At 62.3% G+C, this 18,523-nt stretch carries 19 protein-coding genes; 13 read left to right on the top strand and 6 right to left on the bottom strand.

The genetic code is table 11. The features are described from left to right. Window positions 1-105 precede the first annotated feature (105 nt). Window positions 106-1,050, top strand: a complete 945-nt coding sequence (locus tag CWR53_RS04725) for a Nudix family hydrolase (protein WP_100850933.1) — start codon at window positions 106-108, stop codon at window positions 1,048-1,050. Between the two features lie 30 nt (window positions 1,051-1,080). Here the strand turns inward: CWR53_RS04725 and CWR53_RS04730 are convergent, their stop codons facing one another. Genes CWR53_RS04730 through CWR53_RS04740 form a run of 3 tightly spaced genes read right to left on the bottom strand, consistent with a single transcriptional unit; the run spans window position 1,081 to window position 4,633 of the window. Further along, window positions 1,081-1,647: a cob(I)yrinic acid a,c-diamide adenosyltransferase gene (locus CWR53_RS04730; protein ID WP_100850934.1), complete on the bottom strand. Its 567-nt coding sequence runs from the start codon at window positions 1,645-1,647 to the stop codon at window positions 1,081-1,083. 1 nt (window position 1,648) lies between these two features. Then, complete coding sequence (locus CWR53_RS04735; RefSeq protein ID WP_058603290.1) at window positions 1,649-3,679, bottom strand: ATP-binding protein; 2,031 nt, start codon at window positions 3,677-3,679, stop codon at window positions 1,649-1,651. A gap of 36 nt (window positions 3,680-3,715) precedes the next feature. Then, window positions 3,716-4,633, bottom strand: a complete 918-nt coding sequence (locus tag CWR53_RS04740) for a putative 2-dehydropantoate 2-reductase (RefSeq protein WP_058603289.1) — start codon at window positions 4,631-4,633, stop codon at window positions 3,716-3,718. A 99-nt stretch (window positions 4,634-4,732) separates the two neighbouring features. Between CWR53_RS04740 and CWR53_RS04745 the strand changes: the two genes are divergently transcribed. From CWR53_RS04745 to CWR53_RS04755, 3 genes are all read left to right on the top strand, one after another. Beyond that, complete coding sequence (locus tag CWR53_RS04745; protein ID WP_058603288.1) at window positions 4,733-5,218, top strand: YajQ family cyclic di-GMP-binding protein; 486 nt, start codon at window positions 4,733-4,735, stop codon at window positions 5,216-5,218. A 111-nt stretch (window positions 5,219-5,329) separates the two neighbouring features. Beyond that, window positions 5,330-6,172 carry a mechanosensitive ion channel family protein gene (locus CWR53_RS04750; RefSeq protein WP_058603287.1) on the top strand — a complete coding sequence of 281 codons (843 nt, stop codon included), beginning with the start codon at window positions 5,330-5,332 and terminating at the stop codon, window positions 6,170-6,172. A gap of 192 nt (window positions 6,173-6,364) precedes the next feature. Next, window positions 6,365-7,609, top strand: coding sequence for an MFS transporter (locus tag CWR53_RS04755; RefSeq protein WP_100850935.1), 1,245 nt, complete (start codon window positions 6,365-6,367; stop codon window positions 7,607-7,609). A 37-nt stretch (window positions 7,610-7,646) separates the two neighbouring features. On the opposite strand, the gene CWR53_RS04760 is transcribed toward CWR53_RS04755, so the two are convergent. Next, window positions 7,647-9,194 carry an AmpG family muropeptide MFS transporter gene (locus CWR53_RS04760; RefSeq protein WP_058603285.1) on the bottom strand — a complete coding sequence of 516 codons (1,548 nt, stop codon included), beginning with the start codon at window positions 9,192-9,194 and terminating at the stop codon, window positions 7,647-7,649. Between the two features lie 42 nt (window positions 9,195-9,236). After that, window positions 9,237-9,578: an MGMT family protein gene (locus tag CWR53_RS04765; protein WP_058603284.1), complete on the bottom strand. Its 342-nt coding sequence runs from the start codon at window positions 9,576-9,578 to the stop codon at window positions 9,237-9,239. Between the two features lie 162 nt (window positions 9,579-9,740). Here CWR53_RS04765 and CWR53_RS04770 point away from each other — a divergent pair, with 162 nt between their 5' ends. From CWR53_RS04770 to groL, 5 genes are all read left to right on the top strand, one after another. Next, a complete protein-coding gene (locus CWR53_RS04770; RefSeq protein WP_058603283.1) occupies window positions 9,741-10,751 on the top strand; it encodes a DUF481 domain-containing protein in 1,011 nt (336 codons plus the stop codon). A gap of 104 nt (window positions 10,752-10,855) precedes the next feature. Continuing rightward, window positions 10,856-11,587: a HugZ family protein gene (locus tag CWR53_RS04775; protein ID WP_058603282.1), complete on the top strand. Its 732-nt coding sequence runs from the start codon at window positions 10,856-10,858 to the stop codon at window positions 11,585-11,587. A 67-nt stretch (window positions 11,588-11,654) separates the two neighbouring features. Then, entirely contained in the window at window positions 11,655-12,119 is a 465-nt protein-coding gene (locus CWR53_RS04780; RefSeq protein ID WP_058603281.1) for an FxsA family protein, read from the top strand. 236 nt (window positions 12,120-12,355) lie between these two features. Continuing rightward, window positions 12,356-12,649 carry a co-chaperone GroES gene (locus CWR53_RS04785; RefSeq protein ID WP_003251905.1) on the top strand — a complete coding sequence of 98 codons (294 nt, stop codon included), beginning with the start codon at window positions 12,356-12,358 and terminating at the stop codon, window positions 12,647-12,649. A gap of 50 nt (window positions 12,650-12,699) precedes the next feature. Continuing rightward, a complete protein-coding gene (gene groL, locus CWR53_RS04790; RefSeq protein ID WP_058603280.1) occupies window positions 12,700-14,343 on the top strand; it encodes a chaperonin GroEL in 1,644 nt (547 codons plus the stop codon). A gap of 92 nt (window positions 14,344-14,435) precedes the next feature. On the opposite strand, the gene CWR53_RS04795 is transcribed toward groL, so the two are convergent. Further along, entirely contained in the window at window positions 14,436-15,164 is a 729-nt protein-coding gene (locus CWR53_RS04795) for a phosphatase PAP2 family protein (RefSeq protein WP_100850936.1), read from the bottom strand. A 182-nt stretch (window positions 15,165-15,346) separates the two neighbouring features. Between CWR53_RS04795 and colR the strand changes: the two genes are divergently transcribed. From colR to CWR53_RS04820, 4 genes are all read left to right on the top strand, one after another. After that, window positions 15,347-16,030: a two-component system response regulator ColR gene (gene colR, locus CWR53_RS04800; protein ID WP_023534349.1), complete on the top strand. Its 684-nt coding sequence runs from the start codon at window positions 15,347-15,349 to the stop codon at window positions 16,028-16,030. Further along, window positions 16,020-17,327 carry a HAMP domain-containing sensor histidine kinase gene (locus CWR53_RS04805; RefSeq protein ID WP_058603278.1) on the top strand — a complete coding sequence of 436 codons (1,308 nt, stop codon included), beginning with the start codon at window positions 16,020-16,022 and terminating at the stop codon, window positions 17,325-17,327. The genes colR and CWR53_RS04805 overlap by 11 nt, the downstream gene beginning before the upstream one ends. 109 nt (window positions 17,328-17,436) lie before the next feature. Further along, window positions 17,437-18,117: a class I SAM-dependent methyltransferase gene (locus CWR53_RS04810; RefSeq protein ID WP_100850937.1), complete on the top strand. Its 681-nt coding sequence runs from the start codon at window positions 17,437-17,439 to the stop codon at window positions 18,115-18,117. A 147-nt stretch (window positions 18,118-18,264) separates the two neighbouring features. Continuing rightward, window positions 18,265-18,498 (top strand): hypothetical protein, encoded by a 234-nt coding sequence (locus CWR53_RS04820; protein ID WP_058603276.1) that lies wholly within the window; start codon window positions 18,265-18,267, stop codon window positions 18,496-18,498. Window positions 18,499-18,523: the final 25 nt, after the last annotated feature.

Consider the following 18,523-nt stretch of genomic DNA (forward strand, 5'->3'; position numbering starts at 1 on the left):
GCCGCCGGGGCCGTTCGCGGTCCCGATGTTTCAATGCCAAGGGAGCAGAACCATGAGTTTTATGCCAACCCCATCGTCCATGGCCGGCGTGACGGAGCGTGACCGATGAAACGGGTTCACGTCGTTGCAGCCGTGATTCGGGGTATGGACGGGCGGATACTCATCGCCCGTCGCGCCGACACCCAACACCAGGGCGGCCTCTGGGAGTTTCCGGGAGGCAAGGTGGAGCCAGGGGAAAGCGTCGAGGCCGCGCTGGCGCGTGAGCTCGACGAGGAGCTGGGCATCCAGGTAACCCGCTCGCGGCCCTTGATCAAGGTCAGTCACGATTACCCCGACAAACACGTACTGCTTGAGGTACGCGAGGTCGAGGCCTTCACCGGTGAGCCCCATGGCGCCGAGGGGCAACCGTTGGCCTGGGTCGCGCCGCGCGAGCTGCCGGACCATGCGTTTCCCGAGGCCAACAAGCCCATCGTCACCGCTGCCCGGCTGCCGGATCAGTACCTGATCACACCGGACGGCCTAGACGTGCCTGACATGCTCAAGGGGATCCAGAAGGCCGTGGCCAATGGCATCCGGCTGATCCAGTTGCGTGCACCGGACATGTACGACCCCAAGTATCGGGATGTGGCGGTGGATGCGGTGGGGTTATGCGCGGGCAAGGCTCAGCTGATGCTCAAGGGGCCACTGGAATGGCTGGGCGACTTCCCGTCGGCAGGCTGGCACCTGACCGCGGCGCAGTTGCGCAAGTATGCCGACAAGGGCAGGCCGTTCCCGGTCCAGCGCTGGCTTGCCGCCTCCTGCCACAACGCCGAGGAGCTAGCCCTGGCCAAACAAATGGGGGTGGACTTCGTCACCCTGTCGCCGGTCCAGCCTACCGAAAGCCATCCACAGGCCGCGCCGCTAGGCTGGGAACAGGCCCAGCGCCTGATTGCCGGGTTCGACCGGCCGGTGTACCTGCTCGGTGGCGTGGGGCCAGAGGCGCGCGAGCAAGCCTGGCTAGCCGGGGCGCAGGGCGTTGCGGGTATCAGGGCGTTCTGGCCGACTCTTTGACGGCGGGCCAGTACGGCAAGCGCCAAGGCGTCAGCCCTGAGGTTTTTCGGCGGGCTGCCACAGCACTTCAGCGATCCCTTGCCGCCTGCCAATGATGCGGGCGGCAACGAACAGCAGGTCCGATAGGCGGTTGATGTACGCCAGGCCGACACCTTCCAGTGGCTCTACGGTATTGAGGTGCTGGCAGCGTCGCTCGGCGCTGCGTGCCAGGCTGCGGCACACGTGCGCCTGGGCGACCAGCGCCGACCCGCTGGGCAGGATGAAATTCTTCAATGGGCCCAGTTCGTCGTTCCACACATCGATGGCCGCCTCCAGCCGCTCCACCTCAGCGGTGGTCAGGGCCTGGTAACTGGGCATGGCCAGCTCCCCACCCAGGTCGAACAGGCGGTGCTGACAGGGCGCCAGCACGCGGCTGACTTCGTCCAGACCTTGTTCATCCAGGCCAGCCAGCAACAAGCCAAGCTGGCTGTTGAGGCTGTCCACCTCACCGATGGCTTCGATGCGTGGATGATCCTTGGGCACTCGCCGGCCATCGCCCAGGCCGGTTTCCCCAGTGTCGCCAGTGCGGGTATAGATCTTGGACAAGCGGTAGCCCATGTCATTGCTCCGTGTTGACCGGCAGCGGCGGATGCGGCTGGCCGAGGGGCAGGCGCAGGGTGAAACAGGTCCCCTGCCCAGGTGTGGAATGCACCTCCATCTGCCCCTTGTGGTTATTGGTGATGATGAAGTACGACACCGAAAGCCCAAGGCCGGTGCCCTGGCCGATTTCCTTGGTCGTGAAGAAAGGCTCGAAGGTGCGCTTGCGCACGGCTTCGGGCATGCCCACGCCATTGTCCTCCACCTGGATTTCCGCCCAGGGTGGCGCAAGCCGTGTGCGCAGGATGATGCGACCTGGCTCGCAAGGTGCCGGGCGCTGGTGGATGGCCTGGGCGGCGTTCTTGAGCAGGTTGAGCAATACCTGCTCCAGTTCGTTGGCGGTGCAGGGCACAGGCCCCAGCGCCGGGTCGAACTGGCGCACGATAGCCTGGCCCTTGAAGTCGAAACCGATGGCCAGGTCGAAGTCGTTGCCTGCTATGTCCACCGCCTGGTCGATCAGGGCAGGCAGGTCGCAGGGCGCCAGTTCGCGCGTGCTGCGGCGGCTGAAACTGAGCATGTGGGTGACGATCTTGGCGGCCCTGGCCCCCGCTTGCTGGATGCCATCGAGCAACTGAGGCACTTCGCGGCTTTGCAGGTAGCCGTTGACCGTGGCCAGGTCGATCCCCAACGCCTGGGCCTGCTCAAGATTGCGCGGTAGGTCGGGTGACAGGCGGCGGCGGATGTTCTGCACGTTGTGCAGGATGGCCCCGAGCGGGTTGTTGATTTCGTGGGCCATGCCGGCCGCCAGGCCACCGACCGAGAGCATTTTTTCCGACTGCACCATCATCTCTTCGAGCGACAGGCGCTGGGTGATGTCATCGATCCGGATCACCACGCCCCGGCCTCCACCGCCGGTGAGCGGGTAGAAGGTCAATGCGTAATGCCGCGGCTCGTCATCCTTGTGCCAGGTGACACGGTCGATTTTCGCCACCCGGTGCCGCTCCACCGTGTCTTTCAACTGTGGCAAGAAGGGTTTGAGTGGCGCGAAGGCCATGAACACCGGCTGGTTGAGCGCCTCGTTGAGGGTCGTGCCGGATAACGCCGTTGCCTCTTGATTCCACTGGGTCACGTACAGCTGCTCATCCAGGGCGATCAGGGCCGAGGGCATGGAGTCGATGATGCTGTTCAGGTAGTTCTGAAAGCCTGTGAGCTTCTTCTCGATTTTGCTGCGCACCTGCACTTCGAGCTCGAGTTTGCGGTTGGTATGGCGCGTTTCCTCGGCCAACCCCTGGGCCTGGTCGTAGGCACTCTGGAACTCGTCCCGGGCCCGCTTGAGCTGGTGCTCGCGGGCTTCGATGCGCGAGAGCATGGTATTGAAGGCATTGGCCAGGCTACCGATCTCGTCGTCGTTGCCGCGTCGGGCCCGCAGCGCATAGCTTTCCTCACGGGTGACCTGGCGGCTGAGTTCTTCGAGCTGGTTGATCGGTTGGGTGATCAGGCGTTTGATCTGCCGTGCAATGAAAAGCCACAAAAGCACGCTGAACACCAGTATGGCCAGACTTGCACTGAGCGTCCCGGTGTAGAAAGCGGTGGGCAGTTCACTGCTGGCCACCAGCAGCAAGTGCGCCGGCGGGCTACCGGCCCGCGGCAGGCGAATCAACTGCGTGCTGCGAAACTCCATGAATCGCCAGCCTTCTATGTTGCGAAAGCGCTTGGGCAGTGTCAGGGGGTCGCCATGCTGCAACTGGGCGAGCATGCGCCCGTCGCTGCCATACAAGGCGGCGGCGCGCAGCGGCGCATAGCTGTCCAGTTCATCGAGCAACGCCTGGGCCGAGGCGGAGTCGTCTGCCGCGCGGGTCGACAGCTCGGGGTTGGAGACCAGCCGCCCGATGGTCTGAAGCGCTTGCGGTGCCATGCTTTCCTGGGTGATCCAGTAGGCGGCGCTGATGAAGGTCAGGTTCGCCACCAGCAAAATGGTCACCAGCAACACGAGCAAAGCTGCCAGCAGCTTCTGCCCGACGGGGAGGTTCTCCAGGCGTTGACGCAGCGTCATGGGCAAGGCGATGTCCGTGTGGGTTCAAGGGCCGCGTCAGTCGCAGGGCAAGCCCCGCGCGCGCAAGTTATCGACCAGGCGTTGGTGCAGGTGTTCCAGATACGGCAGGTGCAGCCCATGTCGGCGGGCTGCCTGGCAGGCATAGCCAAGCAGGTACTGCACTTCGGTGCGCCGCCCGGCCCGTACATCCTGGTACATCGAAGCGTAGTTGCTGGCAGTGGCCAGGATCACCCGTTGTACGTCTTGCTCAAGGTCCTGAGCGGCCTGCGGCTGGCCGCACTCAAGCAACAGGCACTCAAGCTCAAGGCACAGTGCCTGCACCTGATCGAGGTGGCCTAGCAGGCCCCCGTTGCGACACTGGTGCAGCACGGTCAGCGGGTTGATCGCGCAGTTGATGGCCAGCTTGCGCCAGAGCCGGGTGAGGATGTCGGGCGTCCATTGGGCAGGGATACCCGCCGCTTGCAAGTCCTCGAGCCACGGCGGTGGTGCAGGATTGCCAGGGTCCCCCAGCCAGTTGTACCCCTGCCCGGCGAAGCGCACCTGCCAGTCATGTTCCAGGTAGGCGCCTTCGGTGCTGGAGACGAAGATGCAGCGGGCCTGCGGCACCTGCCTGGCCACCTCGTCCTGGCTACCCAGGCCGTTCTGCAACAACAGCACCTCGGCCCCCGGCACCAGACGGCCGGCAACGCTGGCCACGGCCGGCGCCGCGTCGTAGGCCTTGCAGGCCACCAGCAGACGGTGGATCGGCCTAATACCCTGGGCGGTCTCGGCCGGGATGGCGTAGTGGGCGGTCAGGTCTTGTTCCAGCAAGCCAAGGCTGCCCACTTGCTGGTAGGCCTGCAACCGCGTGCTGTCACGCAAGATCAGGCGCACGGCCTTGCTGGCCCGCGCCAGACGACAAGCCCACAGGCTGCCCAGGCTACCTGCGCCGAGAATGTGCCAGGTGCTGCTCATATGCGTTTCGCAACCGTTATAATGAGCCCGCATTTTAACCGTCAAACCCAGCGCGCTCCATCTTCAGTCCGAGCGCGCTTTTATTTTGGGAGAGTAACCATGCCTTCGTTCGACGTGGTATCGGAACTGGACAAGCACGAAGTGCAGAACGCGGTCGACAATGCCATCAAGGAGCTCGACCGCCGCTACGACCTCAAGGGCAAGGGCAGCTTCGAGTTCAAGGACAAAGAGCAGACCGTCATGCTCACCGCCGAGGAAGAGTTCCAGCTCGAGGCGATGCTCGAAATCCTGCGCCTGGCCCTGGTCAAGCGCAAGATCGACGTCAAGTGCCTGGAGACCAAGGACCCCTATGCGTCCGGCAAGGAGAAAAAGCAGGAGGCCAAGTTCCGCGAGGGCATCGACAAGGACCTGGCGAAAAAGATCGTCGCCACCATCAAGGATGGCAAGCTCAAGGTCCAGGCCGCCATCCAGGGCGAGCAGGTACGGGTTACTGGCAAGAAGCGCGATGATCTGCAGGAAGCCATCGCCTTGCTGCGTACCAAGGAATTCGACATGCCGCTGCAGTTCAACAACTTCCGCGACTGACCCGGGCCGCCGGAACCCCCATGCAGTTGCGGCTGTCCATGGGGGCCTGGCCGCTGAAATGCAGGCGGCCCGACGTATTGTGCAATCGCCGCTCGGCATCAGGAGATGAATATGGATTTGAGTGCTGAAGTCGATCAGCTGGTCCGCCAATCCGAAACCTGGATTCCCATGATCATGGCGTACGGCAGCCGCCTGCTGCTGGCGCTGGTGACCCTTGCCATCGGCTGGTGGGTGACCAACATCGTCAGCGACCGGCTGGCAAGGCTCGTGGGCCTCAAAGTTCACGACCCAGCGCTGCAGAACTTCATTCGCACGCTGGCCAACATCGTGCTGAAGATCCTGCTGGCCATCAGCGTGGCCTCGATGATCGGTATCGAGACGACCTCCTTCGTAGCGGCCATCGGTGGTGCCACCCTGGCCATCGGCCTGGCGCTGCAAGGCAGCCTGGCGAACTTCGCAGGCGGCGTCCTGATCCTGCTGTTCCGCCCGTTCCGCCTCGGTGACTGGATCGAGGCCCAGGGCGTAAGTGGTACCGTGGACAGCATCCAGATCTTCCACACGGTGCTGCGGACCGGCGACAACAAGACCGTGATCCTGCCCAACGGCTCCCTGTCCAACGGGATCATCACCAACACCAACCGCCAACCTACCCGCAAGGTGGTGTTCGACGTGGGGGTGGACTACGAGGCTGACCTGCAGAAGGCGCGCAACGTCCTGCTGGAACTGGCCCAGGACCCACGTGTGCTGGCCGACCCGGCCCCTGTGGCGGTGGTGTCCACCCTGGGTGACAGCTCGATCACCGTCTCGCTGCGTCTGTGGACCAAGACCTCGGACTACTGGGACGTGATCTTCATGCTCAACGAGCAGGCACGTGACCGTTTGAAGGCAGAGGGGATCGACATTCCATTCCCGCAGCGGGTCATTCGCGTGGTGCAGGAAACGGCCGCGCAGTAAGGCCTCAGTACAAGCTGGCATCGATAGAGCCCGCCCTGCGGTTTCAGCAGCGTCCTTCAAAGGGCCTGCTGGGCGCGCGGGGCGGGCTTCGTTGCTCAAGGCGCTCAATTGACGCGCGCTTACACTTGCTCACAGTCAGTCATCGCGATTTCTGGCATATAGCCTCGTTCCCCGTCATCTTCGTAAACCATCATGAAACCACTGCTGTACATCACCCCGTTGCGGGCCTTGTTGTTCGGCCTGACTCTCGCACTGTTCGAACTGCTGACCTACCTGGCCAGCGATGCCGTCATGCCGGCGATGCCCGTGGTGGTGGGCGAGCTCAAGGCCGGCCCCGAATACATTCCGCATGCGCTCAATCTCTACCTGCTCGGTGGCGTCTTGCTGCAATGGCTGATCGGGCCGTTGGCCGACCGCTATGGCCGCCGACCGCTGCTGCTCATAGGTTGCGCATTCTTCGGCCTGGCGTGCCTGGGCACCTTCTGGGTCCATGACATCGGCCTGTTCAACCTGCTGCGTCTGCTGCAAGGCATCGGGCTAGGGTTTGTGGTCACGGTCAGTTACCCCGCACTCAACGAGGCATTCAGCGAGGCGGATGCCGTGCGCATGATGGCCCTGCTAGCCAATATCGCCTTGCTTTCGCCACTGCTGGGGCCTTTGGTGGGGACGTTGCTGCTGCAATGGCTGGACTGGCGCTGGTTGTTCGTGGCGTTCGCCATTGGCGCCGTGGTCGCCTGGTTGCTTCTGTATCGGTTGATGCCCGAAACCCTGGGGGTGGAGCGGCGCGACGGCTCGCGCCTGGCCTTTACCCCGATCCACCTGCTGCCGTTGCTGTCCGGGTACGGGCAGCTGCTGTCGAACCGACGCTTCGTCGCCGGGAGCGCCGCCCTGGGCCTGGTTGGCCTGCCGTTGATCGGCTGGATTGGCCTATCCCCGGTACTGCTCATCCACGATGAGGGGCTAAGCACGCTCGCCTATGCCCTGTGGCAGTTGCCGGTGTTCGGCGGGCTGATTCTGGGCAACCTGATCATCAACCACATTGCCGACCGTTATCCGCTGCCGACATTGGTGCGCGGTGCGCTGTGGCCGTATGTGGCAGGGCTTTGCCTGATGGTGGTGGCAACCTGGGTATGGCCGAGCGTCATCAGCCTGGTGGCGGGCCTGTCGCTCTACGCACTGGGCCTGGGTGTCGCCAATGCCGTGCTCTATCGCATGACATTGTTCGCCAGCACGCAAAGCAAAGGCCTGGTCTCGGCCATGCTCGGCATGATCACCATCGCGCTGCTGGGATTGGGCGGAGCTTTGCTGGCCATGATTGGTGCCGGTGCCAGCCTTTTGCACTTTGCCGTGGCGGCCGGTGTGGCAGGGGGGTTGGCCCTATGCCCGCTGTGGTCGCTGTTGAGGGGGCGCAGTGCCCAAGCGGCTATGATGCCTTAGGTCGATACACAGGCCTTGCCCTTGCAAGGCATGCTGTTCAGGGCTGCTCGCGGGCCGGGGCAGGCTGGCTTGCCGGCTGGCCGGGCGTGCCGTCCTGGCGCCACTGCAAGGCGATCAGGATCAAGGTCGGCACCCCAAGCAGCGCGGTGATCAGGAAGAAATCGTGGTACCCGAACTTCTCCACCATGACGCCGGAATAGCCGCCGATCAGGCGGGGCAGCAGCAACATGATCGAGCTCAGCAGCGCGTACTGGGTGGCCGAGAACTTGAGGTTGGTCAGGCTCGACAGGTAGGCGACAAAGGCTGAAGTCGCCATGCCTGAGCTGAAATTGTCCAGGGAAATGGTCACCACCAGCATTTCCAGGTTCGGGCCCATGTCCGCCAGCATCAGGAACAGAATGTTGGTGCCGGCAGACGCTACGCCACCGATGAACAGAATGGGCATGATGCCGAAGCGCACGATGAGCAAGCCGCCCACACCGGCGCCCACCAAGGTCATGATCAGGCCGAAAATCTTGCTGACACTGGCGATCTGGTCCTTGGTAAAGCCCATGTCGATGTAGAACACGTTGGCCATGACGCCCATCACCGTGTCGGACATGCGGTAGGTGGCGATCAGGCCGAGTAGCAGCAGGGCTTGCCAGCGGTAGCGCACGATGAAGTCATTGATGGGCGTGAGCACCGGCGCGAGGCCGCGGCGGCCAAGGCTCGACAGGCAAGCCCAGGACAGCAGCACGTACAGGATCAAGCGCAGGAAGGCGCGGTCTTCGAGCAGCAGGTCCAGGGGCGTGGCGTCGCCCGAGATCACGCTCGACCAGCCCGTATTGAACATCTGCGTGAAGCTGGCCGGCACCGACACCAGCAGGATGATGAGCACGAACACCGAGGCCAACTGGTGGGCCAACCCGTAGCGGGCTGCCGACAGTTGGGTGCGCAGGGGCACGGGCGGTTCACGCATGACCAGGGTCGTGAACAGGGCCGGGAGCATCATGACTGCGAACATGACATAGGTGCCGGCCCACGCCTTGTGCAGGTAGCTGAACCCGGTGGAGCCAAACCATTCTGCAAAGAACAGTGCGCCGGCCGTGGCGAGCAGGGCGGCGACGCGATAACCGGCCATGTAGCTGGCGGCCAGGGCCGCCTGGCGTTGGTCATCGGCGATTTCCAGGCGGTAGGCATCCACGGCGATATCCTGGGTAGCCGAGGCAAAGGCCACCAGAACGGCCAGGGCGATCAGCCAGGAGAGGTGCTGTTGCGGGTCGCACAGGCTCATGCCGACCAGGCCCACCACGACCAGTACCTGGGACAGCAGCAACCAGGAACGGCGACGCCCCATTCCGCCCAGAAGCGGTAAACGCCATTGGTCCAGCAGCGGCGACCACACCCATTTGAAGGCATAGGCCAGGCCGATAAGGCTGGCATAGCCGATGGTTTCCCTGGCTACGCCGGCTTCGCGCAACCATACGGAGAGGGTCGAGAACACCAGCATGTAAGGCAGGCCGGCCGCGAAGCCGAGCAGCAAAAGCACCAGGGTTGACGGGCTGGCATAAGCAGCAAGCGCAGCGCGCCAGGTTTTACGGGGCATGGACCAACATCTGCCTCAAGTTTCCAGGACAAAGCGCGCACTCTAACCGCTGTGCTCCATCGGGCGCCAGCCATGGCGCGTCATATCCACGCGATTGTTGGCCACCTGCACACCTTCGGCACGCAAACGGGCCCGTTGCTCATCGCCCGATGGCGTACCCGAAGGCAGGCTCAGGCGACCACCTGCGCCCAGCACCCGATGCCAGGGCAAGCGCGTGCCTTGGGGCAGTTGCGACAGGGTGCGTCCCACCCACCGTGCGGCTTTGCCAAGCCCGGCAAGCTCAGCCAATTGGCCATAGCTCACCACATGCCCGGCAGGCACCTGGCCGAGCACTGAATAAAGTGCCATCCGTCGGCCTTCTGCAGTTTCCAAGGTATGACCCATCGCGTCGGACACCAGACCCTCCCTGGGGTGTAGATGAAACCTGACCAGCGGCCAGTAAATGAGAGTGGAACTCATCGGCACATTGCAGGTCTTTGCTTGCTCTTGCCGGTTGCATCTGGATAATGCCCGGTTTTCTCGCCAAATCGAACCTGTAGCCTGCTTATGTCCCTCAAATTACTGCTGTCATTGCTTGCCGCGTCCTGCTGCGCATCCCCGGCGTTTGCCGATACCGTCTGGATGAAGAACGGCGACCGTCTGAGCGGCAAGATCAAGGTGTTCGACGGCGGCAAGCTGTTGCTCGAGACGCCTTACGGCGGTTCGATCGCCTTGGACTGGAAACAGGTCAAGACCCTGGAAAGCGACCAGGAGCTGCTGGTCAAGCAGGATGCCTACTCTGGCGAGAAGGCCAAGTCGCTCAAGGCAGCCGAGGCCGGCAAGGTGACCCTGGCCAACGGCGAGGCACCCAAGACGGTGGACCTGGCGAGCATCGAGCAGATCATGAAGCCCAAGCCGGTGGTCGAGGACCTGGTCTGGAAAGGCAATGTCGATGTGGCGCTGGACTACAAGCGGGCCGAGAACGACACCGACGACTACGACGTCAGTTTCAAGACTACTGCGCGTCACGGGCGCTGGCGTCATAACGCCGAAGGCGAATACAACCGCGAGACCAAGGACGATGTCACCACCACCGACAACTGGAGCGCCGAGTACGCGCTGGACCGCTTCCTGACCGAGAAATGGTTCTGGCAGGGGCGCGCCGAGTACAAGCGTGACCGTATCGAAGACCTCGCCCGCCAGCGCACGGTGGGTACCGGCCCTGGCTACCAGTTCTGGGACGATGAGCTGGGTGCCTTCTCGCTGGGCTCGTTGATCAACCGCACCGACTTCGAGTACCAGGACGGTGAGAAAGACAACTTCTATTCCGCCGCTGTGAAGTGGGACTACACCCGCTACCTGATCGGCAAGAAGGTGCAGCTGTTCACCAACGGCGAGCTGGCAAAGCCCCTGGGTAATGTTGCCGACTATTCCCTGGACGCCGAAGTCGGCTTGCGCTACAAGGTCACCGACTGGGCGTCGCTGAACCTCAAGGCCGAGAAGGACATCATCAGTGGCACCCGCGAAAGCGACCTGGACAAGACCCGCTACACTGCAGGCTTTGGCGTTACCTGGTAAGCCGTCGAGGTCAAGCCGGGCGATTGACGCCAGGCCTGCCATGGTCGCGCTTGTGCCAGCCATCACTGCCTGCTGCCTACCGGGTTTCAGCGAGGGGTTTTGAAGTGAGTGAGAACGCCGTCCGTCCTGCACGGGAATTGCTGCTCAAGGAATACCGTGGAGTCTTGTCGACCCATTCCAAGTCCATGCCGGGCTTCCCGTTCGGTTCGGTGGTGCCCTATTGCTTCGATGCAGAGGGCAAGCCGCTCATCCTGATCAGCCGTATCGCCCAGCACACGCATAACCTGAGTAAAGACGCCAAGTGTTCGTTGCTGGTGGGTGAACGCGAGGCGCAGAACGTGCAGGCGGTCGGGCGACTGACCGTCATGGCCGAAGCGCGCAAGCTGCAGGACCCGGCCAGCATCGAGGCAGCGGCCCTGCGCTATTACCGCTACTTTCCGGACGCGGCCGACTACCACCAGGCTCACGACTTCGATTTCTGGGTGCTTGAGCCGGTGCGCCACCGGTACATTGGTGGCTTCGGTGCTATCCACTGGCTCGATCAGGTGACCTTGGCCAATCCCTTCGCCGGCAAGGTCGAGAGCGGCATGATCGAGCACATGAACAGCGACCACGCCGCCGCCATCGCGCACTATGTGCAGCTTGCCGAGCTTCCCAGCCATATCCCTGCGCAGTTGGTCGGTATCGACAGCGAGGGGATGCACCTGCGCATCGGCCAGGCGATCCACTGGTTGGCGTTCCCGAGCCGTTGCAATACGCCGACACAAGTGCGCGAAGCCTTGGTTTTGCTGGCCCGCGCCGATCACTGGCCGGTCTTGAGCGAAATACCTGCTTGAAAAGCGGAGCACACGCATCCATTTGTAGGTCTTACTGCAAGGGTGTCTTGCGACGAGGAATGCTTTGATGCGTGTTTTTCTACTGCTGCTTCTGCTGTTTCCCGTGCTGGAGCTGTTCGTCTTCGTGAAAGTCAGCGCCGCCATCGGTTTTTTCCCCGCGTTGCTGCTCATCATCGCCGGCTCCGCCCTCGGGGTCCTGGTCATGCGAGTCGCCGGGTTGGCCACAGCCCTGCGTGCGCGTGAAAGCCTGCAGCGCGGTGAGCTGCCTGCCGAGGACATGTTCCATGGCATGATGCTGGCGGTCGGCGGCGGGCTGCTGATGATCCCCGGTTTTGTCAGCGACGTGCTCGGCCTGCTGTGCCTGTTGCCCTTTACCCGCCAGTTGGCGGCTCGCAAGATGCGCGAGCGTGCCCAGGCCCAAGCGACCCGCCAGCGAGCGTTTCAGGATGACCCGTTGCAGGGCCAGCCCCCGCGGGATGGGGGCCATCGCCCCAATGTAATCGAAGGCGAGTACGAACGCCGCGATCAGTGAGAACAGGGCCGCCAAGCGGCCCTTTTTTTATGCCTTTGCAAAAAAATTTCCCTATCAAGCCTTGTAATCGATTCGGACGGCCTCATGTAGTGGTCACCGCAAGGTTTCTGGTGGCGACACCAGACATGACTCAGGCCGTTTGCTCGTGGCGAGCGGCCTTCCGGCAACGCCGGACAGCATCAAACCGCCGGTGTCGACACCGGCCGATGAAAACCACAATTTGGGAGAGATCGACAATGAAGCTTCGTCCTCTGCATGACCGCGTCGTCATCCGTCGCAGCGAAGAAGAATCGAAAACCGCTGGCGGTATCGTCCTGCCAGGTTCGGCCGCTGAAAAACCAAACCGCGGCGAAGTCGTCGCCGTCGGCACCGGCCGCGTCCTGGACAACGGCGAAGTACGTGCGCTGGCCGTGAAAGTGGGTGACAAAGTGGTTTTCGGCCCGTACTCGGGTAGCAACACCGTGAAAGTCGACGGCGAAGACCTGCTGGTCATGGCCGAAAACGAAATCCTGGCCGTTGTTGAAGGCTGATTTCCACCGACTTCCCGTTACTCCAAAGATTTATCAAGGATTAAACGATCATGGCTGCTAAAGACGTAAAATTCGGCGATTCCGCTCGCAAGAAAATGCTGGTTGGTGTCAACGTTCTGGCTGACGCGGTAAAAGCGACCTTGGGCCCGAAAGGCCGTAACGTGGTACTGGCCAAGAGCTTCGGCGCGCCGACCATCACCAAGGACGGCGTTTCCGTCGCCAAGGAAATCGAGCTCAAGGACGCCTTCGAGAACATGGGCGCCCAGCTGGTCAAGGAAGTCGCTTCCAAGGCCAACGATGCAGCCGGTGACGGCACCACCACCGCGACCGTGCTGGCTCAGTCGATCGTCAACGAAGGCCTGAAGGCCGTTGCTGCCGGCATGAACCCGATGGACCTCAAGCGCGGCATCGACAAGGCCACCTCCGCCATCGTCGCCGAGCTGAAGAACCTGTCCAAGCCATGCGCCGATTCCAAGGCCATCGCCCAGGTCGGTACCATTTCCGCCAACTCCGACAGCTCCATCGGTGAAATCATCGCCGAAGCCATGGAGAAGGTCGGCAAGGAAGGCGTCATCACCGTCGAAGAAGGTTCGGGCCTGGAAAACGAGCTGTCCGTTGTCGAAGGCATGCAGTTCGACCGCGGCTACTTGTCCCCGTACTTCGTCAACAAGCCAGACACCATGGTTGCCGAGCTGGATAGCCCGCTGCTGCTGCTGGTCGACAAGAAGATCTCCAACATCCGTGAGCTGCTGCCAGTGCTGGAAGCCGTTGCCAAGGCCGGCCGCCCACTGCTGATCGTTGCTGAAGACGTCGAAGGCGAAGCCCTGGCTACCCTGGTCGTCAACAACATGCGCGGCATCGTCAAGGTTGCAGCGGTCAAGGCGCCAGGCTTCGGCGACCGTCGCAAGGCCATGCTGCAGGACATCGCCGTCCTGACCGGCGGCCAGGTCATCTCCGAAGAAATCGGCCTGTCCCTGGAAACCGCTACCCTGGAACACCTGGGCAACGCCAAGCGCGTTACCCTGTCCAAGGAAAACACCATCATCATCGACGGCGCTGGCGCTGAAGACGATATCCAGGGTCGCGTCAAGCAGATCCGTGCCCAGATCGAAGAAACCTCTTCGGACTACGACCGTGAGAAGCTGCAAGAGCGTCTGGCCAAGCTGGCCGGCGGTGTTGCCGTTATCAAGGTCGGTGCTGGCACCGAAGTCGAGATGAAAGAGAAGAAAGCCCGCGTCGAAGACGCCCTGCACGCTACCCGTGCAGCGGTCGAGGAAGGCGTGGTGCCTGGCGGTGGTGTTGCCCTGGTGCGCGCCCTGTCTGCAATCGTTGACCTCAAAGGTGACAACGAAGACCAGAACGTCGGTATCTCGCTGCTGCGCCGTGCTATCGAAGCACCACTGCGTCAGATCACTGCCAACGCCGGCGACGAGCCAAGCGTTGTGGCCGACAAGGTCAAGCAGGGTTCGGGCAACTACGGCTACAACGCTGCGACCGGCGAGTACGGCGACATGATCGAAATGGGTATCCTGGACCCAGCCAAGGTCACCCGTTCGGCACTGCAAGCTGCTGCTTCGATCGGCGGTCTGATGATCACCACCGAAGCCATGGTTGCCGACCTGCCGGAAGACAAGCCAGCAGGCGGCGGCATGCCTGACATGGGCGGCATGGGTGGCATGGGCGGCATGATGTAAGCCAGCCTTATCCCCGCTGTACCCCAAAGCCCCGGCTCGCAAGAGCCGGGGCTTTTTGTTCAGGGCTCGGCATTCTATCGGTGGGTGCTGGCTCAGGCAGGGCGGGGCTCGGTGGCTGGCCTGTTCTGTGCGCGTCTGCGATACAGCACCAGGTAGTAGGCACCCAGGCCGATCAGCCAGCAGAACACGGCCGTCCAGACGTTGTGGGACAAAAAGTGCGCCCCTTGCATCATCCTGCCCACCGACAGCACTGTACCGGCGATCAGGGCCACCGCAAACGCGACGCGCGCAAGACGCGGTTTACGATCACGCAACGCGAAAAACAGCGCGAACAGGCAGAACCCGGTGGTCGCATGACCGCCCGGCCAGCACAGCCCCGGCTTGTCGGTAGCAGGCCTTGGCTCAAGCAGCTTGCTGTAGGTTTCCGAGCCGCCGAACTGCGTGAGGCTCCACGGGCACTGCACCTGCGTCAGTTTCTTCAGCGGCGTGACGAAGGCGGTGGATACCCCCAGTGCGAGCACCAGGCAGCCCAGTTCGCGGCGCCAGCTGTACAAGCCCCTGACCAAAAAACTTGCCACAAACACAGCCAGTGCCAGGACGCCCAGCACGATTACGCCCTGCTTGACCCGGTCATGCAGGATGTTCTCCAGCAGGTTGCTGTGCCGACCGATGAACTGCCCGGTGGCGGTATCGAAGAACAGGTTGGCCACGTCCATGTCCACCGAGGTCCATTCGAGCGCCATCAGCGCGAGCATGGTGGCCAGTGGAATACCCAGGTACAGCCACAGGTTCAAGGGGCGAGGGCAAGTTGGTTGCTGCATGGCGGCTCCAGGGCACGGAAAGGTCGCGCATTGTCGAGCCGCTCCTATGCTGTGTCCGTGAAGGTTCAGTGAAAAAAACGTCAAGCCGCCTGAATTCATCCAAAGGCTGGCACCCCGCAGGCTTAGGCCTTAAGCTGCGCCTGCCGCGCATCACCGCGAGCAGCGTCGCACAGGAGAAATTCATGCGCATCCTCTTGGTTGAAGACAACCGCGATATTCTGGCCAACCTTGCCGACTACCTTGGCATGAAAGGCTATACCGTCGACTGTGCCCAGGATGGGTTGTCGGGCCTGCACCTTGCAGCGACCGAGCACTATGACCTGATCGTGCTCGACATCATGTTGCCGGGTATCGATGGCTATACGCTGTGCAAGCGCCTGCGCGAAGACGCCCGCCGCGACACGCCGGTGATCATGCTTACCGCCCGCGATCAACTGGACGATCGGCTGCAAGGCTTCCGTTCCGGCGCCGATGACTACCTGCTCAAGCCCTTCGCCCTGTCCGAGCTGTCCGCGCGTATCGAGGCTGTGCTGCGCAGGGCGCAGGGGGGTGGCCGTCGCACGCTGCAGGTCGCCGACCTGAGCTACGACCTCGACACACTGGAGGTCAGCCGGCAAGGCCGCCTGCTCAAGCTCAACCCGGTCGGCCTGAAACTGCTGGCGGTACTCATGCAGAAGAGCCCGCACGTGTTGCGGCGCGAAGTACTGGAAGAGGCCCTGTGGGGCGATGACTGCCCTGACAGCGACAGCCTGCGCAGCCATGTACACCAGTTGCGTCAGGTGATCGACAAACCTTTCGAAAAACCCCTGCTGCATACCGTCCATGGCGTCGGCTATCGCCTCGCCGAGGGTCGCGATGGAGTTTAAACAGAGCCTTGCCCAGCGCATCATCATTGCCTTTGCGCTGATGAGCGCGCTGGTGGCCGGGGCTTTCGCGGTGGGTATCGTTTCCACCGTGCACCTGGTGGAAGAGCGCCTGATTTCCTCGGTGCTCGGCGGTGACCTGCAGCGGCTGTTGCGCATGGACAGTGTCAGCGACTGGAGTCACCGTCCGCGACCGGACCAATTGTTCTACTTCAGTGGTGGGCGGGACGACTTCGAGCTGCCCAAGGACCTGCGCCATCTGGACCGAGGTTTCCACGAGGTCTTTCGCGACCAGCTTTCGTATCACGCCATGGTGGAGATCGTGGACGGTCGTCGTTACGTGCTGTTGCAGGATCAAAGCGACTTCGAGGAGCGAGAGCGGCTGCTGTTCGCCGTAGTGGTCGTAGGGTTCGTATTGAGCCTGGTGCTCGCCGTGATCCTGGGCTGGTTGGTGGCGCGTCGGGTGATGGCGCCGGTCATCCGCCTGGCGCGCCAAGTGCGCCATCGCGACCAGCTGCTTGGGTTGGCCCCACCCTTGGCGCCTGACTACGCCGCTGACGAGGTCGGGCAGTTGGCAGTGGCCTTCGACGACACCCTGGGCCGTCTGCGCGATGCCTTGACGCGCGAGCGCCTGTTCACAAGTGACGTCAGCCACGAGTTGCGTACACCACTGATGGTGCTGGCGACCTCATGCGAGTTGCTCATGGAAAACCCGGCCTTGGACGCGCGTTCGCGCAGTCAGGTCGAACGGGTGGCCCGCGCCACCGAGGAAATGCGCGAGCTGGTGAAAACCTTCCTCATGCTGGCCCGGGCCCAAAGGGACGAAGGTGCTGTGGCATCGCGGGCAACCCTGCGCGAAGTAGGGGACGAATTGATCGGGGTTTGGCGCGACACAATCGAACAAAAGGGGCTGACGCTGCATTACGAAGGCCGTGGCAACGCAGGTCCGGTCTTGTACAACGCCACCTTCCTGCAATCGGTCATGGGCAACCTGCTGCGTAACGCCGCCCATTACACCGACAGCGGTTACATTCGTCTGACTCTGCAAGCCACAAGTTTCACCGTGGAGGACAGCGGGGTAGGCATCCCCGAGGAGCAGCGCGAGGCCATGTTCAAGCCCTTCGTGCGCGGGGACGAACGCCGAGGGGAAGGTCTTGGCCTTGGCTTGTCGTTGGTCCAGCGCATTTGCGATGACCAAGGCTGGCAGGTCACGCTGACCTCGACCCATCCCCATGGCTGCCGATTCCAAGTGGACCTCAGCAGTACCGTGGTCAAGGGCGAGCTGAATACACTTTCGTAATAGCCTGTAAGAAATATCCTGGTGAAGAACGCTTTTTTCACAACGTCATAACCTGATTCCAACGATTGGCTGCTTAGTCTGGCCCCCCATTGGAATCAGGAGATGCCCGATGCGCAGCCCCATCAACCTCGAGTTTTCACGTAAATACGACAAGGCCCATGCCCAACAGTATTTTTTGAAGCACCAGGCCGGCTTGGCCAGGCGCTTGTCCCATAAACGCGATGAGCAGTTGGCTCGCCGGGCCCTGATCCTGGCGGGCGAACCGGGCTTGGTCTTGGACCTGCCCTGCGGAGCGGGTCGCTTCTGGCCACTGCTGGCGGAAAAAGCCAACCGCGTGATCATTGGAGCAGACAATTCCGCCGACATGATCGAGACGGCATGCGCGTCCCAACCACCGGAAGTCGTGGCCCGGGTACGACCTTTGCAGACCTCGGCCTTTGCCATCGAGTTACCGGATAACGCGGTGGACAGCATTTTTTGCATGCGTCTGTTTCACCACATTGGCGAAGCGGCTCACAGGAAAGCGATTCTAAAGGAGTTTCAACGGGTTAGCCGAGACAGCGTGATTGTGTCGCTGTGGGTCGATGGCAATTTCAAAGCCTGGCGGCGCAGGAAGCTCGAGCACCGTCGCGATACCGAGCACGGGCCGGACAGTTACCAGAACCGTTTTGTGTTACCTGCCGAAACGGTTGAGGCGGAGTTCGCAGCCGCTGGTTTCAGGATCCAGGAACGCCTCGACTTCCTGCCGTTTTATGCCATGTGGCGCGTGTATGTGCTGCGCAAGGGTTAAGGTGGATGACGGTTCACAAGGCCTGTACCCCTTGCGCAGGCACCCTCGATACCGGTACCGCCATTCGTCGTTGAGCGGTGCAAAGGCGCCTAGGTTGCACTACGTTTATCAAATGGCGTTTGGCAGCGCTGTCAAAGGGTTAGGGCAATGAAACTAGAAATAGCTCGAACTTTGTTCCTGGTTGGGGGCTTGGCGCTCACCACGGTTGCAGTGGCAGCCTGGGAACAACCGAAAACCGTGGTGTTCAGCCAATCGGAACTGGCTGAGCAATGTGCTTTGCCGCGCGAGGTAAAGCCACAGCAGCATGCCAAGGTGCAGCCGGATCACGACCTGCTGTTGTTCCTGTTCGGCATGCGCCAGGGGCTGCGGCCGTTTGGTTGAGCCGCAGGGCACAGCCTGACGCCCG

The sequence above is a fragment of the Pseudomonas sp. SGAir0191 genome (assembly GCF_002812565.2).
Lineage (GTDB): Bacteria > Pseudomonadota > Gammaproteobacteria > Pseudomonadales > Pseudomonadaceae > Aquipseudomonas > Aquipseudomonas parafulva_B.